Genomic DNA, 14,859 nt, shown 5'->3' on the forward strand with positions numbered 1-14,859 from the left:
CCTCCCACTTCGTGGAACGTCACGTGCTCCTCATGCTCGTCGTGATCGGCCTGATCCTTTCAGGTCTCAACCCGAAACATCACGGCGTCTGGCTCCTGGAGGCCTTCCCCGTGCTGATCGGGATTCCCATCCTGATCCGTACTCATGACCGGTTCCCGCTCACCCCCTTGGCGTATCGACTGATGGCCGGGCATGCCATCATTCTCATGATCGGGGCCTATTACACCTATGCCGAGGTCCCCCTGGGCCGATGGGTGCAAGACGCCTTCGGGTTTACGCGCAATCACTACGATCGTCTCGGACACCTGGCACAGGGTTTTGTGCCCGCCATCGTAATGCGCGAACTCCTCCTGCGGACATCCTCGCTGCAACGAGGGGGCTGGCTCTTCTTCCTGGTCTGCTCCACCGGCCTCGGGCTCAGCGCCTTCTATGAACTCTTGGAAGGCGCCAGCGCGTTCGTATTCAACCAATCCGCCACAACCTTTCTCGCCACCCAAGGCGACGAATGGGATACGCAGTGGGACATGACCATGGCCCTGATCGGCACGATCACGGCGCAACTGCTGCTCGCCCCGCTGCATGATCGACAGCTTCGCACTCAATCCGGCTCACAGATGAGTTCACACGCCCCGCCAATCACGGTTGCCGGGATCCTACTCGCCACCACAGTCGTGTTCGACCCGGGCCCCGTCATAGCCGCACCGGCGCTTGACGGAACGATGCCCCCATCTACTGCGCAGATCGGCCGGTCACCATTGCGACGCGAACCGCTCGGACTCTTCGACGGGTCGGCCTTCACCGCCACGACCGGTCGATGCAGCGACTGCGGCACGCCGCCGCAAGCCCTGTGGTATTTTGCCGATGAAGCCATTGCGATTCCCCTGGCGCAGGAGCAACAAGGGGTCGCCCATCAGCCGCCCTTTCTGGTGTGGCTGGGTTCTCCGGAATTCATTCCCCGCGCCACCCTCGGACCGGAGCAGACTCATCTCGACATCCCCGACATCGGCTCCATAGCTCTTCGCCTGGCGCCGAAGCTCCCGGCCAATCAGTCGTACTACAATGACGCCACCGCGCGCTTTTTCACCTCGCATCCATTGCGCCTGCGCGGCCGCACCATCTCCACAGCGGAGGGATCTGCGTTCGAAGCCCGCACTATTTGGCCGGCGGACTATCTCCTCACACCCGATCGGGCGCGCACGGTCGCCGCCGATGACCGAACGATCTCACACCTCATGGAAAACACGGACGGGCTTCCCGCAGACACCATCACGACCCGCCTCTTGTGGGGGAAAGCAGACAGATCATGGGCCGGGAAGCCGGTCCTCGGCGCCATTCTGAACGGCGCGCAAGGCGACGACGACGAGGCCCACGGGGGACACTTCGGCATCGTCACGGGACGCGTCGGCCCTGATGGCGAATGGGCCGACTGGATGGTGAACAACTTTTACGACGCCGACGTGGTCAGCGAAAAGGGCATTCTCCCCGCGATGGTCCCCATGGACAATTACCTCATGGACCTCAACAGCGGGCAATCCTACTATCGGCCGAGCGCGCTTCTCGTACTGGTCTTGAAACAAGATCGCATCCCGGCTGCCTATCAAGCCGCCATCCAGGACGTGTTTCGCCGCTTTTACCGGCACGAGCTGGATTACGATCACTCGCTGCTCAACTGCGCGGGACTCAGCATCGATCAACTCCGCACGCTCGGCTGGCAGATTCCTCACCAAGGCGCCAGCAACCGGCTGAAGGCGACGGCGGGCTATGTCTACATGGCCGCCTCAGATCGCAGCCTGACCAGCGGGCTGAAGGTGTATCGCTATTTTTCAGAGGAACTCACCCGCCTGCTGCCGCGGGTCACCTTTGAGGCGATCGGAAACGATCTCCTCCACCTCCTGCAGCCATCCAATCTGCAGCGAACACTCACCCCCTTCGAGCACTGGCTGACGGAAGATGTTGAAGCCGTGCTCTATGTTCACATCCCGCAGATTCCCTCCAGCCGTGCGATGGGCACTTCTGCCGTGGCATCGCTCGATGAATATCAGCAGCGCGTGCCATCAGACCGGTCGAAGTGGAAATCGGTCCCCGTGCCGCCTCGCCCGTTTCCACCTGAGCTGCGCGTGGCTCCGGCGCCGGTCGAAGCGGCAACGATTCCAGGTGCTGTGCTCGCACTCACAGCCGGCTGCATGGTCGGGTTGGTCTGGCTAGGCCGCCTCCTGATCCGTAAGCGATAGCCACGTTCGTCTGTGAAGACGGCGCGGTCGGCTATCGAACAAGGGCGATTTGACTTGGCTTTCCGAGTCGGCATGCTACGCTGACACAGGCTTGCAGGAGTCCGTAGATCGCCATGGCCAGTATCTATCAACTCAAATCGGCGTTTCAGAATGTCCTGCGCCCCCTCACTCGCGCACTGGCCGCGGCGCAGGTAACGGCCAACCACGTCACGCTGGCGGCCCTGGCACTTTCCTGCCTGATCGGTGGCGCGATTGCCTCGCATCCTGACCAGACCTCACTGCTTCTGCTCCTCCCGGGAACGCTGTTCGTTCGCATGGCCCTGAACGCCATCGACGGCATGCTGGCGCGCGAACATAATATGAAGACGAAAATCGGCACGGTCCTGAACGAACTGGGCGACGTCGTCTCCGACACGGCACTCTATCTGCCGTTGGCGCTGGCCACGGCCTTCAATCATTGGCTGGTGGTTGGTATCGTTATCCTGGCCGTGATGGTGGAGATGGTCGGCGTCGTGGCGATTCAGATCGGCGCCGCTCGCAATTATGCCGGCCCGATGGGCAAGAGCGACCGGGCTTTCGCATTCGGACTGATCGCGCTCCTGCTCGGACTGGGGGTGGCAGAAGGAACCTGGGTGACCGTCACATTGTCCATCATGCTGCTGCTCTCGCTCTTCACAATCTACAACCGTGCCAGACTGGCGTTGCGAGAGAGCCCCCGATGATGCTGTCGCATCTCACACCATCGGTCCTGACGGCCCTGGGCGGAGTCCTCGGCATTCTCGTAGTCGCCTCGCTCATCGCCGCGCTGCTGAAACGGCGGCATCCGGACAAGAATTATACGGAGCTGATCCAGCGTATCCGGTCTTGGTGGATCATGATCGGGATTTTTTCCGGCGCCATTCTCCTCAGCCGAACAGCCTCAATTTTCTTCTTTGCCTTCGTCAGCTTTCTCGCACTGAAGGAATACCTATCCCTTATCCCGACCAGACGCGCGGATCGCCGCGTGCTGTTCTGGGCCTATGCCGCGATTCCTTTCCAGTACTACTGGGTCAACGAGCACTGGTACGGCATGTTCATCATCTTCATCCCTGTGTATCTCTTTCTCCTGCTGCCCATGAGGATGGTCATCATCGGGGACACCAAGGACTTTCTCCGGGCGGCCGGCACGCTGCACTGGGGCCTCATGACGATGGTCTTCAGCCTCAGCCATGCGGCCTTCTTTCTGGTCTTGGACGGGGCAAGAAATCCGGCCGGCGGCGGCGCGGGGCTGGTCCTGTATCTTATCTTCTTGACGCAGTTCAACGACGTCGCCCAATACGTCTGGGGAAAGCTCACCGGACGCCATAAGATTATCCCGAAGGTCAGCCCCAACAAGACCTGGGAAGGGTTTCTCGGCGGAATGGGAACGACCATTGCCTTGGCGATGCTCCTGGCACCTCACCTCACCCCCCTGACGCTCGTCGAATCACTGGGTGCGGGGCTCCTGATCGCATTAGGCGGTTTCATCGGCGACGTGACCATCTCGGCGTTGAAACGCGACATCGGCGTCAAAGACAGCGGCAGCCTGTTGCCCGGCCACGGCGGTATCCTCGACCGGATCGACAGTTTGACCTACACCGCCCCGCTGCTGTTCCATTTTGTCTACTATCTCCACTATTGAGGGGCCCCGTGTTCCAGCAGCTGTTTTTCCTCTTAATCGTTCGGCCTCTCGTCCTGGTGGTGCTGGGGCTCAATGTCCGTCATCGCGAACGGATCCCCGCCAAGGGGCCCGCTATCATCGTCTCGAACCACAACAGCCACTTGGACACCTTAGTCTTGATGACACTCCTTCCATGGCCGCTCTTGCCGCGCCTTCGGCCTGTGGCGGCTAAGGACTATTTTCTTCGCAATCGTCTGCTGGCATGGTTTGCCTTGAACGTCATGCACATCATTCCGCTTGAGCGCGAGGTCATCGACCGACGCCAGGACCCGTTAGCCGCATGCTCTGAGGCCTTGCAGAACGGAGAGATTCTGATCCTTTTCCCAGAAGGGTCGCGGGGAGATCCGGAGCAGATGGGCACCTTGAAAACAGGCATCGCCCATCTGGCCAAGCGCAACCCTGAGATTCCCATTACACCCATCTTTCTCCACGGCCTCGGGAAAGCCCTGCCCAAAGGGGAGGCCATCCTGGTCCCGTTTTTCTGCGATGTGTTCATTGGGGAGCCCATTCGTTGGAGCGGCGATCGAACAAGTTTCATGATAACGCTCGAACAAGAGATCAAAGCCCTAGCGGATGAAGGATACAGACCTGCCTGGGAATAAGTGGCGACTTCGGATAGGATAAGAGGCATTCAAGGTGACTACTGGACCCACTAAATCATTGGTCGATTGTCATGTGCACCTGGCCGCGCTGCCCGACGGCGACAACGGCTGCTATATCTCGCCGAAGATGCTCAAGAGCCCGCTCTTTCGCTTCCTGTTTTGGAAACACGGCCTCTCCGTCGATCGCCCGCGTGAAGCCAATGAGAAGTACCTGGAAGATCTACTCGTTGAATTACGTGCCTCTAAGCATGTGCAAAAAGCCGTGATGCTTGGGATGGACGGGGTTTACGATCACAACGGTCGACTCAACGAGGCCCATACCGACTTCCTCATCAGCAACGACTACGTCTTGAAAACCGCCCGGGCCCATCCCAATGAATTGCTCGCAGGCGTGTCGATTAATCCCCAACGGCGGGACGCGATCGACGAAGTTCACCGCTGCGCCGATGCCGGCGCGGTCCTGGTGAAAGTCCTCCCGAACGCCAAGCAGTTCGATCCGGCCAATCCCAACTACAAACCCTTCTATCGCGCATTGGCCGAACGCAAGCTGCCCTTCCTGAGCCACGTCGGCTACGAGTTCAGCCTCATCGGGAAGGATCAATCGGTCGGCGATCCTGAGCGACTGCGTGTTCCTCTCGAAGAAGGGGCCACCGTGATTGCCGCCCATGCCTGCAGCTATGGATTGATCCTCTATGAAAAGTTTCTGCCGACCTTGCGCGACCTCGTGAACCGTTACCCCAATTTCTATTCGGACATCTCTGCTCTCACGCTGCCGAACCGATTCAGGATGCTCTTGCACCTGCGCAACTACCCGGAGGTACACGAGCGCCTGCTCTTCGGGACCGACTACCCGCTCTCGGTCTTCCACATCGCTGCCTGGGGACGCGTCGCCTTCGGCACGTTGCGCAAGATGATACAAACCAAGAACCGTTTCGACCGGCAGGTTGAAGTGTGCAATGGACTGAAACTGGGCTTCCGCTCCCTCGGCGACATTCTTCCCCATTCAACGATTCAATCGATCCGGTAGTCAGGTGCACCGATGGACCGCAATCAGATACTCGCCTCGCTTCGCGAAAGGATTCTCGCCTTCGCGACATCACGAGTATCGAGAGACCATGCCGAAGATCTGACCCAGGAGACGCTGGTCGTCCTTCATGAGAAGTACCCCGCGGTCACCGACTTGACCGAACTGGTCCCCTTGGCATTTCAGATCTTGCGGTTCAAGATGCTCGACGCCCACCGCAAATCCTTCCGGCGAGGCGAGTACAATCAGGAGTCGGTCGAGGAATTGCCGCTGGCCGATCCCGGCGATGATCCGGCCACTCAGCTCGACCAACAGCAGCGCGTGAACCGTTTACTCGCCGCGATCATGCAACTCGGCGAGCGCTGCCGGGAACTCTTCAAGTGGAAACTGGAGGGGAAAACCTTTCCCGAGATTCAGAAGATCATGGGGCAACAGTCAATCAATACGATCTATACCTGGGACCTTCGATGCAGAAAGCAGCTGTTGGCGGCGATGGACGGCAGCTGGGAATAAACCATGGCTGAACACGAGCTTGAAAAACTCCTCGGCGGTTTCGCGGCGGATACGCTGACGCCGGAGGAACGCCGACAGCTCTTCACCGCCGCCATGCAAGACCAGCAACTCTTCAATGCCTTGGCCGACGAGCAGGCACTGAAAGAACTGTTGACTGACCCGGCTGTGCGACGCCGTTTGCTCCAATCCTTGAATAATACAACTCCGGCGCCTGCAGGCGGGTCGGCCTCATGGCTGGATTGGTTCCGACGACCCGCCAATCTCGCACTGGCGGGAGGACTGGCCACGGCCGTCTTCGCAGTCGTCCTGGGCACCAAGCTCTATCAGGACAGTCTAAAACAAGCCGTCCAAACGGTTGAGACTGAAGCAACACCATCTGCCGCGCCATCCGTTCCTCCGCCCGCACTGTCCCAGCCGTCAGCGGCCAAACCGGCTGAATCAAAGGCACAGGCCCAGGAGAATCAGGGCCTCTCAGCAATCGCGGCGAAGAAGGACTCACTGGCTGATACGAGTGTCACCCGCGAACGATCAGCCACCGCACCACCGCAGGCAAGCGTTCCGGCTGATATCCTTCGCGACAATGCGCCGAAGAAGACACAACAAGAAGAAGATCGAAAGCAAACAGCCGCACCGGCCATCTCGATGGGGAAGCCCCCAGACGATGTCGCGGCAATAGTCCAGCGTCCACTCTCCGCCGGCTCACCACCGACAGCGGCCATGCCTGAGGCCAAGACAGCACGGACGCCGGCCGGAGCATCCTTGTCAGAAACCAGCCCCGCGATCGCCGGCGCACGAGCCTTGTTTTATGGCACCGGCGCCGATACTGGGAGAATTGCCCAAGCCCAGGAACGCGCCATGAAGCCCCTGGCCGAAGCCGAGCCGCAGACGAGTCCGTTGAAGCGCAAACTCGAAGGGCTCTCCCAGCTCGGCAAAGCTGCTGCCCCTCCAATACCCGACAAGCCCCTTGGGCTCCGCTACAGCTTTGTGATCCGGACTCCCGACGGACATGACCAGGAAGTCAATGCAGCCGCGGCTTCGATGAGTTCAACACCCGTGCACATAACCCTCGAACCCAATCAAGACGGCTACATTCAGGTATGGCGAAATGTGGGATCGGCCAACACCCAACTGCTGCTGCCACAGAAAGACAGCGGTCATATTTCGGAAAAGATTCACGCCGGGCAACGGCAGCGCCTGCCATTGCCGGCTGACAGCGGCACCGTGATCGTCCGTCTGTCTCGCGTCCCGTTCGGGCCCATCTCAAGACAAGAGGCCGCGCTCCTCAACCGGGTTGCACCAAACCAACTCCAGGAATCAGTCACCGCCTCAAGTCCAACGGGTCCGCAGGAACAGTCCACTTACATCGTCAGCCAGGATCCCTCCCCCACCGCGCAAATCGCTGTCGACATTCTGCTGACCCGCCAGCAATAATCCTTACTCACGACGCACGCGAAGGGCGCATACTTTTCCTATGCCGACAGAACAACCCAGCTACCAGGGCCCTGCATTCTTGTCCTACGGATTCCGCCCGTTCTTTCTGAGCGCGGCCCTGTTCGCCGGCATAGCCATTCCTGTCTGGGCGCTGATTCTGTCTGGATGGACGGATTCACCCTTCCGCTATGCGCCGCGCGATTGGCACGTACACGAGATGCTCTTCGGCTTTCTGCCCGCCGTGATCACCGGTTTCCTCCTGACCGCGATGCCGAACTGGACCGACCGGCCTCCGCTCAGAGGCACGCCGCTGCTGGCCTTAGTGACTCTCTGGATGGCCGGACGTCTGACGATCGCCATGCCATGGCCGACGCCGCTGGTTTCGGCTCTCATTGATGCGGGCTATCTGGCTGTGCTGGCCGCCATTGTCTGGCGGGAAATCATAGCGGGGAAAGCGTGGGATCGCGCACCGATCGGCATCGTCATCAGTCTCTATGCAGCCGCCAATATCCTGTTTCATGTGCTGGCGCTGAGGGGGTCAGAGACGGATCTTCCGGAGCGGATGGCCGTCGCGCTCATGATGCTGTTACTGGCGCTCATCGGGGGGCGTGTGACGCCCAGCTTCACCAGCGATTACCTGGCCGAACGAGGCCTTCCAGACCAGCTTCCATCCTTTTCCCGATTCGATGGACTGACGATTCTTCTCACAGTGATCGCGGCCCTGTCCTGGGTGGTTCAGCCGCAAGCCGGAACAACGGGATGGTTCTTGAGCATCGCAGGACTGGCCAACAGCGTCCGTCTCGCCCGCTGGCGCGGGTGGCTCACATGGCGCGAGCCGATCGTGCTGATCCTGCATATGGGGTATGGCTGGCTCGCGTTCTCGCTGCTCATCATCGGCGGATCGATACTCGGATTCGGCCTGAAACCGGCTGATGCGGTGCACGCGCTGACGACCGGCGCAGTCGGTGCGATGACCCTGGCGGTGATGACCCGCGCCAGCCTAGGTCATACCGGACGACCGAAGCAGGCTGACCGCCTGACTATCGTGATCTACATGCTGGTCAACCTGGGTGCGCTGCTGCGAGTCTTCGGGCCAATGTCGGGTCTGCCGCCGAATCTCGTACTCGGCGCAGCGGCGGCATTCTGGAGCGGCGCCTATCTTCTCTTTGCCGCCTTGTACGGCTCCTACCTCATTCGCCCCAGCCTCGACGAGTAAGGCCGTTCACACCCTTTCTCGTTCGTGGTTCAGATCCCAGGTCTCACATCTGACGTTTCACGTCTCACGCATCAGGTTTTACGGCGGTCCGTTGCGCAACTCCGTGCCATGCATCCTGGCGAAGAGATCCCAGTCGAACTGTTTAGGCGCCACGGCATGGAGCGGGATCGCTTCGATCGCCCCGCGCTCGCGATAGGCCATCATGCATCCCACCACATCCTGCGGACGTTCCACTAATCGATGGACCGTCTCATAGGCCAAATGCTGGGCGATGGCTTTGTCTTCCGGGGTCGGCGGAGCGCCCCGCAACGTGTGGCCGAGAATGGTAGCCTTGGTCGCGAGCGTCAACGGATACTGACCGGGCCTTGCGTGGCGCTGGGGCCATCCTCCGATCGCACCGGCCACGTAATCGACCAGGCCATGCACTCCTCCCTCCCTATGATGGCGATGGGGGGTTCGTTCGGCCACGACAAACAAGTGGCTCTTGTTGGGCACCCCCAACGTGCGCTTCAGCGTGCCGATGATCACCTCATCGATATAGGCATCGGGATCGGGATGTTCGTTGACCAATAGGCCCTCGGCCCTCGCTTGATAGGCACAGGCGAGCGCCAGATGCCCCGATCCTGCGCCCATCACTTCAACGAAAAACACGCTTCCCATGGCGGCACTGGTTGCCTTGAGCGACTCAATCGACTGATCCGCCAGGGCCATGGCGGAATGGTAGCCGAGCGAGATGGTGCCCTCGAGGTTGTTGTCGATCGTGCCGGGGATGCCCACCACCTGCACGCCGAACCCTTCGTAGATCGCCCGCGCCCCACGGAAACTCCCGTCTCCTCCCAGAACCACCAACGCGGCGTCTTCCAGAAAAGGCGCGAGGTGCCCGACCGCCGCCCGCTGAACCAGTTCGTCCTTGAAGTCCTCGAAGCGGCTGCTGCCGATGGGACTGCTCGCATGACTGCTCATGCCGCGCGTATCCTCTTCCGTCACCGGTTCGATCCAATTATTAGCGAGCCCGAGGAATCCGTGCCGGACGAAGTGAACATCCAGGCCGAATCGAGCCCCCTGCACATGCAATTCTTTCAATGCGGCGCCGGCGCCGGCGAAGTCTCCCCCCGAGACCAGCGCCACGATCCGTTTGATCTGCCGAGGTTTCAACGTCACCCGGTCTTTTCGCACCTGTTCGACCGCCATCCAGGAATCCCGCGAGACCCGTTCCCGCTCCGATAGTCCGACCGCCGTGGAATAGCCGGACAAGTGCCCTTTCTCAAACGTCAGCAGCACGACATTGTCCTGACTCTCTTTATAGTCGCTGAATTCGGTGAAGGCTTCGTGAAAGGGGCGCGCGTCCAGATAAATCATGAGGGCCCGCAACGTCGAACTGTGCGTATAGAGGCACGCCACCTGGCCCTGATGCGCCTCCCCCATGTGATGCAACCCATCGATGACATCGACGTAGAGATCAAAAAACGAATTCCCACCGGGATAACAATACAGGGGATCTTTGATCAGCCGTTTCGCAGTGGGCACATCGACGCCGAAGGCCTTGGCAAGTTCCTGAGCCTCCACCGTTTTTTCGACGCCGGTGATCCACCCGAAATCCGACGACTCCAACGCAGGCGCATAGGCCGCCCCGGCCGGAGGAAGCGGATCACGCACCAGCGCAGCCCCCACACGCTCAAAGAGTTGCCGCGTGTTCGGGCTCCGGCTGATGAAGTGAAGAAACCTGGCGGGATCCAGGTAATTGGACAAATGGAGAAAATCCAGCTGTTGACCGACCACGCCGACCATCCGGGCCAGTGCGGTCCCCACAGCGTCGGCCCGCGGGATGCCCCGTTCAGGATCCAGTTGATTCGCCAACCGGCGACCGACCCGGTGCGTTTTACTCTCCACGCGGGAAATGCCATGACGCATGGTAAAGAGCACGGTGCGACCGGACAATTCGCGAGGCAGGAGCCAGAATCGTTCATCGCCCAAGTCGAGCACGATACGCCCGTCCGCCAGCTGTGGCGTAAGCTGCGCACGCGGGACGATCGCCACCGGACGCCGCTGAGTCGGTTTCAATACGGATCCGATCGGCGCCCGCATCAAGGGTTGGAGCGCGCCCTCCGCAAGCACACGGTTCCAGGCGGCAAAAAACACCAGCGGGTCACCGGCACAGGCGTCATCAATCAGGGCTTGCCTGGCCGATCGATAGGCTTCGGCATCGGGAAATCCAGCGTGAGCGCGGTCGACAAACGCCGTGATCTGCGCCATCGCCTGGCGCGCTTGCGCGGCACGGTCGTTCGCAGGGTCATTCGATGGAGCTGGAGCGGCCGGCGCCGATACGCCGTCGATGGCCGGCCGGCGCGCGAACTGCTCTCCGTAGGCCAGCAGGCCTTCAATCGTCACGAAATCGAGCGAATCTGTGGTACTCTGCATGCCCCTCCTTCACCTCCGGGTAGTTGGCCCGACCACCAGTGGGTGGCACACAGCACCGGGCGTGAACGAGCGCATCATTGGGTGTCCGCCGATTCTTGTCAAGGGCCGAGGAGCGTCCTATGCGAAAAGCAAAGATAGTCTGTACGATCGGGCCCGCCAGCAGTTCGCTGGCGATGTTGGATCGGCTCATTGCATCCGGAATGGATGCCGCCAGGCTGAACTTCTCCCATGGGGCTCATGACACCCATGCAGCCGCCATCGCGACGATCCGCCAGGCGGCGGAGCGCCGCCAGGCTGCCGTCGCGATTATCCAGGATCTCCAAGGACCCAGGATTCGCGTGGGCGACTTACCCGATGAGGGGATCGAGGTAACCACGGGCCAGTCGGTGCGGCTGCAGACGATGCTGGCGCGGTCCGGCGGTCAGCTCGGCGCCCAATCCGTCGCCAGGGCGCACTCCGCCATCCCCGAAATCCCGGTCACCTACCCTTATCTTGCCCGGGACCTCCGACCCGGCGCGCGAGTCTTGATCAACGACGGACTGATTGAACTCATGGTCGATCGCATCGCCGGCGGAGCCGTCGAATGCACCGTCGCCACCGGCGGGACGATCACCTCGCACAAGGGAATCAATTTACCGGGCACCATCGTCAGCGCGCCCACCCTCACCGACAAAGACCGGGAAGACATCCGGTTCGGCATCGCCCACGGCGTGGACTACCTGGCGCTCTCCTTCGTCAGAGGACCGGAAGACATCCTGGCAGCGCGGGCCTTGGTCGCTCAATGCGGCGGAACGGTGCCGATCATTGCCAAGATCGAACGGGCCGAAGCCGTGACCGCCCTGGACGCGATCCTGGACGAAGCGGACGGGGTCATGATTGCGCGGGGGGATCTGGGCGTGGAGATGAGTCCTGAAGCCGTGCCGCTGTTGCAGAAACGTATCATCATGGAAGCCAACCGCCGCCGCCGCCTCGTGATCACCGCCACGCAAATGCTGGAGTCGATGACCCAAGCCCTGCGTCCCACCAGAGCGGAAGCCTCAGATGTCGCCAATGCCGTGTTCGACGGCACCGACGCGGTGATGCTGTCGGCTGAAACGGCCATCGGTGCGCATCCGGTTGAAACCGTCCAGGTCATGGATCGCATCATTCGCGCAGCGGAGGAAGGTCCCGAGCCGGGAGTGAGACCCAAGCGTCACACCGATTGGGGGGACATGGCCTTCCCCGAAGCGATCTGTACCGCAGCGGCCTCGGCCGCCAAAGCCATCAACGCCGGCGTCATCGTCGCCTTCAGCGAGCGGGGCACGACGGCGCACCTCATCTCGAAACAACGACCCGCCGCACCGATCATCGCCTTCACCCCGTTTGAGCCGGTCAGGAAACGGATGGCCCTCTATTGGGGCGTGCGCCCCTACACCATGCCGCAGATCGAACAGACCGATGCCCGTGTGGACGAGGCCGAGCGACGACTGAAAGCGGAGGGACTGGCTAAAACCGGAGAACGAATTGTCATCCTCTCCGGGACTCGCATCGGGCAACCGGGGGGCACGAATCTGATCAAGCTGCACGTCGTAGGATAAGCGGCGTGCCGCACTCACGGTAGACGGCCGCTGAGAGATCAGAGCGCCAAGCCGGTTTCCGCATATCCAACCGATCACGGACCCAACGGCGCTGAGTTACGGAGAGAACTGCCCGATCGACAACCCTGCGATCGCCGCAACACCGCCCACACAGCAGAGGACGAAGCCGACCGCGCCTGCCACGAACCAGGGACGAACCGGCGCGAACTCGATCGGCGTGAGCCGGTCATGCAACTCAACCGGCCTCCGCCACCACCATGACGGCAGCGTCATCCGCCGCTTGAGTGCGCGGTACAAGACCACGTGATACCACAACCCCGCTGGAATCCCGATCAGCAAGCCTCCGGCCAGGATCCACAGTCCGAACTCAATCATGATCTCCGGCGTGATCGCCTTCGCAATCAAGCCGATCACCACGACTCCGACTAGACTGGCCAGCACCAGCAAGAACTCATGCATGGGACGGATTGTACCGGAATCTCTCTGCGCGGGGGGAGAGGCGATCGATATTCCGCTAGTTCGAGAGACATCCGATGAAGAATCTCATGGTTGAGTTCGGCTGGCGTAACGACCGAGAGTGGCCACAAAGGGAAACCGCAACATCATAAAGAGATTCAAGCAGACCGGCGGGCCGAGATGTTCGAGGCCGATCTTCATCCCCAGTTGCCCCAAGGCCGGTTCCGCGCAGTAGGTGCCGAACAGCCGGTCCCACCAGGGCACGTTGAATCCATAGTTGCTGTTGGTTTCTCGCACGTCGGTGGAATGGTGGATGCGGTGCATATCCGGTGTGACGATCACATAGCGCAGCACTCGATCGAGCCCCAATGGCATCCTTACATTGCTGTGATTGAACAGGGCCGTCGCGTTCAGCACGATCTCAAAGATGACGACCGCCAGCGGCGCGACACCCAACATCAATACCGAGAGTGCCTTCACGCCTGTCGAGATGATGATTTCGACCGGATGAAACCGTACTCCGCTCGAAACGTCCAAATCCAAATCCGAGTGATGCATCATGTGGAACCGCCAGAGGATCGGCACGTAGTGGAAGACTTGATGCTGCCAGTAGATGATCAGATCGAGCGCCACCACCGCCAGCCCGAATTCGAGCCAGACGGGCCCCTCGACCCAATTCAACAATCCCCATTCACGTTCCTGCGCCATGGCGGCGACAGCCACCACGCCGCCCATGAAGAACAACCGCGCGATGACCGTATTCAATGCGACGATCGTGAGATTGCCGCCCCATCGGCAGAGCTTCGACGCCGTCAACGCCCGTCGCGGCGCCAGCAGTTCCCACGTGGCCATGATGACCAGCACGGAGAGGTACGCACCCACACGGACCAGACCTTCTGTCCCCATAGCCCCCTCCTGCTCATGCTGCCCCCGATGAATCCAATGCTCACAGATCAATGGCCTCTGAAGCCCTACGGAACTCACACATCACGACAGATCTGTGAAAGGACCAGCGCCGGACCACGAAACCTGACTACACCTTTACCAATCGACCTCGAAAAGCTAGAGGCCCAGATCTGAGAGCCCCGGATGCTCGTCCGGACGGCGGCCCAACGGCCAGTGGTACTTGCGGTCCTTTACGTCGATAGCCAGATCGTTGATGCTAGCAATACGACGCTGCATGTATCCGTGCTCGTCGAATTCCCAGTTCTCATTGCCGTAGGACCGGAACCAGTTCCCAGCATCGTCATGCCACTCATAGGCAAACTGAACCGCAATCCGATTGCCATGAAACGCCCACAGCTCCTTAATGAGCCGATAGTCCAGCTCCTTGCTCCATTTTCTGGTCAGGAACTGCACGATGGCGTCGCGTCCGGCAAGAAACTCTGCGCGATTGCGCCAGACGCTATCCTGCGTATACGCCAGGGCTACTCGCTGGGGATCACGGGTGTTCCAGGCATCTTCGGCCATGCGGACTTTTTGGGGGAGGTTAATTGGGACATTCTGAATTTCTTGTCCAAGAAACGCTCGGTCTCCTGAAGAAATTCAGAATGGACTTCCCAGGCTTTTGCGGACACAGTTAAGCCCGTTCCGACACGGCTTCAAACGCCTCCGGACTGACCCCGCTCAGATGGCTGTGCCGACGAGTGCGATTATAGAACAGTTCGATGTAATCATAGATCTCGGCGGTGG

General features: G+C 60.6%; 14 protein-coding genes. 9 read left to right on the forward strand and 5 right to left on the reverse strand.

What is annotated here, in order from left to right; genetic code table 11:
* Nucleotides 1-11 precede the first annotated feature (11 nt).
* The 8 genes from Q7U39_02895 to Q7U39_02930 all read left to right on the forward strand — a co-directional run bounded on the left by Q7U39_02895 (nt 12) and on the right by Q7U39_02930 (nt 8,716).
* Nucleotides 12-2,231, forward strand: coding sequence for a DUF2238 domain-containing protein (locus Q7U39_02895; GenBank protein MDO9116881.1), 2,220 nt, complete (start codon nt 12-14; stop codon nt 2,229-2,231).
* A gap of 113 nt (nt 2,232-2,344) precedes the next feature.
* The gene (locus tag Q7U39_02900) at nt 2,345-2,953 is read left to right on the forward strand and encodes a CDP-alcohol phosphatidyltransferase family protein (GenBank protein ID MDO9116882.1); all 609 of its coding nucleotides are present in this window, start codon (nt 2,345-2,347) and stop codon (nt 2,951-2,953) included.
* A complete protein-coding gene (locus Q7U39_02905) occupies nt 2,950-3,891 on the forward strand; it encodes a phosphatidate cytidylyltransferase (GenBank protein ID MDO9116883.1) in 942 nt (313 codons plus the stop codon). The genes Q7U39_02900 and Q7U39_02905 overlap by 4 nt, the downstream gene beginning before the upstream one ends.
* Nucleotides 3,892-3,899: 8 nt before the next feature.
* A complete protein-coding gene (locus Q7U39_02910) occupies nt 3,900-4,532 on the forward strand; it encodes a lysophospholipid acyltransferase family protein (protein MDO9116884.1) in 633 nt (210 codons plus the stop codon).
* Nucleotides 4,533-4,566: 34 nt separating this feature from the next.
* Nucleotides 4,567-5,559, forward strand: a complete 993-nt coding sequence (locus tag Q7U39_02915; protein MDO9116885.1) for an amidohydrolase family protein — start codon at nt 4,567-4,569, stop codon at nt 5,557-5,559.
* A gap of 12 nt (nt 5,560-5,571) precedes the next feature.
* Nucleotides 5,572-6,069: a sigma-70 family RNA polymerase sigma factor gene (locus Q7U39_02920; protein MDO9116886.1), complete on the forward strand. Its 498-nt coding sequence runs from the start codon at nt 5,572-5,574 to the stop codon at nt 6,067-6,069.
* Between the two features lie 3 nt (nt 6,070-6,072).
* A complete protein-coding gene (locus tag Q7U39_02925) occupies nt 6,073-7,500 on the forward strand; it encodes a hypothetical protein (protein MDO9116887.1) in 1,428 nt (475 codons plus the stop codon).
* 40 nt (nt 7,501-7,540) lie between these two features.
* Nucleotides 7,541-8,716, forward strand: a complete 1,176-nt coding sequence (locus Q7U39_02930) for an NnrS family protein (protein ID MDO9116888.1) — start codon at nt 7,541-7,543, stop codon at nt 8,714-8,716.
* A gap of 78 nt (nt 8,717-8,794) precedes the next feature.
* On the opposite strand, the gene Q7U39_02935 is transcribed toward Q7U39_02930, so the two are convergent.
* Nucleotides 8,795-11,134 carry a 6-phosphofructokinase gene (locus Q7U39_02935; GenBank protein MDO9116889.1) on the reverse strand — a complete coding sequence of 780 codons (2,340 nt, stop codon included), beginning with the start codon at nt 11,132-11,134 and terminating at the stop codon, nt 8,795-8,797.
* Nucleotides 11,135-11,253: 119 nt separating this feature from the next.
* On the opposite strand from Q7U39_02935, the gene pyk reads away from it, so the two are divergent.
* Nucleotides 11,254-12,711, forward strand: a complete 1,458-nt coding sequence (gene pyk, locus Q7U39_02940) for a pyruvate kinase (GenBank protein ID MDO9116890.1) — start codon at nt 11,254-11,256, stop codon at nt 12,709-12,711.
* A 96-nt stretch (nt 12,712-12,807) separates the two neighbouring features.
* On the opposite strand, the gene Q7U39_02945 is transcribed toward pyk, so the two are convergent.
* The 4 genes from Q7U39_02945 to Q7U39_02960 form a co-directional block, all read right to left on the reverse strand.
* On the reverse strand, nt 12,808-13,170 hold the full coding sequence (locus Q7U39_02945; GenBank protein MDO9116891.1) for a hypothetical protein: 363 nt from the start codon (nt 13,168-13,170) through the stop codon (nt 12,808-12,810).
* An 84-nt stretch (nt 13,171-13,254) separates the two neighbouring features.
* The gene (locus Q7U39_02950; GenBank protein MDO9116892.1) at nt 13,255-14,073 is read right to left on the reverse strand and encodes a sterol desaturase family protein; all 819 of its coding nucleotides are present in this window, start codon (nt 14,071-14,073) and stop codon (nt 13,255-13,257) included.
* A 156-nt stretch (nt 14,074-14,229) separates the two neighbouring features.
* A complete protein-coding gene (locus tag Q7U39_02955) occupies nt 14,230-14,637 on the reverse strand; it encodes a nuclear transport factor 2 family protein (GenBank protein ID MDO9116893.1) in 408 nt (135 codons plus the stop codon).
* A gap of 109 nt (nt 14,638-14,746) precedes the next feature.
* Nucleotides 14,747-14,859: IS3 family transposase (locus tag Q7U39_02960; protein MDO9116894.1), on the reverse strand; the 113-nt coding region annotated here is incomplete at its 5' end.

It is taken from the genome of Nitrospira sp., assembly GCA_030653545.1.
Classification (GTDB): Bacteria; Nitrospirota; Nitrospiria; order Nitrospirales; family Nitrospiraceae; genus Nitrospira_D.

Excerpts from the sequence above, each read along its gene's own strand:
- Q7U39_02930 (MDO9116888.1), top strand. The coding sequence starts at position 7,541 with ATGCCGACAGAACAACCCAGCTACCAGGGCCCTGCATTCTTGTCCTAC.
- Q7U39_02925 (MDO9116887.1), top strand. The coding sequence starts at position 6,073 with ATGGCTGAACACGAGCTTGAAAAACTCCTCGGCGGTTTCGCGGCGGAT.
- Q7U39_02950 (MDO9116892.1), bottom strand. The coding sequence starts at position 14,073 with ATGGGGACAGAAGGTCTGGTCCGTGTGGGTGCGTACCTCTCCGTGCTG.
- Q7U39_02920 (MDO9116886.1), top strand. The coding sequence starts at position 5,572 with ATGGACCGCAATCAGATACTCGCCTCGCTTCGCGAAAGGATTCTCGCC.
- pyk (MDO9116890.1), top strand. The coding sequence starts at position 11,254 with ATGCGAAAAGCAAAGATAGTCTGTACGATCGGGCCCGCCAGCAGTTCG.
- Q7U39_02955 (MDO9116893.1), bottom strand. The coding sequence starts at position 14,637 with ATGGCCGAAGATGCCTGGAACACCCGTGATCCCCAGCGAGTAGCCCTG.
- Q7U39_02905 (MDO9116883.1), top strand. The coding sequence starts at position 2,950 with ATGATGCTGTCGCATCTCACACCATCGGTCCTGACGGCCCTGGGCGGA.
- Q7U39_02935 (MDO9116889.1), bottom strand. The coding sequence starts at position 11,134 with ATGCAGAGTACCACAGATTCGCTCGATTTCGTGACGATTGAAGGCCTG.
- Q7U39_02945 (MDO9116891.1), bottom strand. The coding sequence starts at position 13,170 with ATGCATGAGTTCTTGCTGGTGCTGGCCAGTCTAGTCGGAGTCGTGGTG.
- Q7U39_02900 (MDO9116882.1), top strand. The coding sequence starts at position 2,345 with ATGGCCAGTATCTATCAACTCAAATCGGCGTTTCAGAATGTCCTGCGC.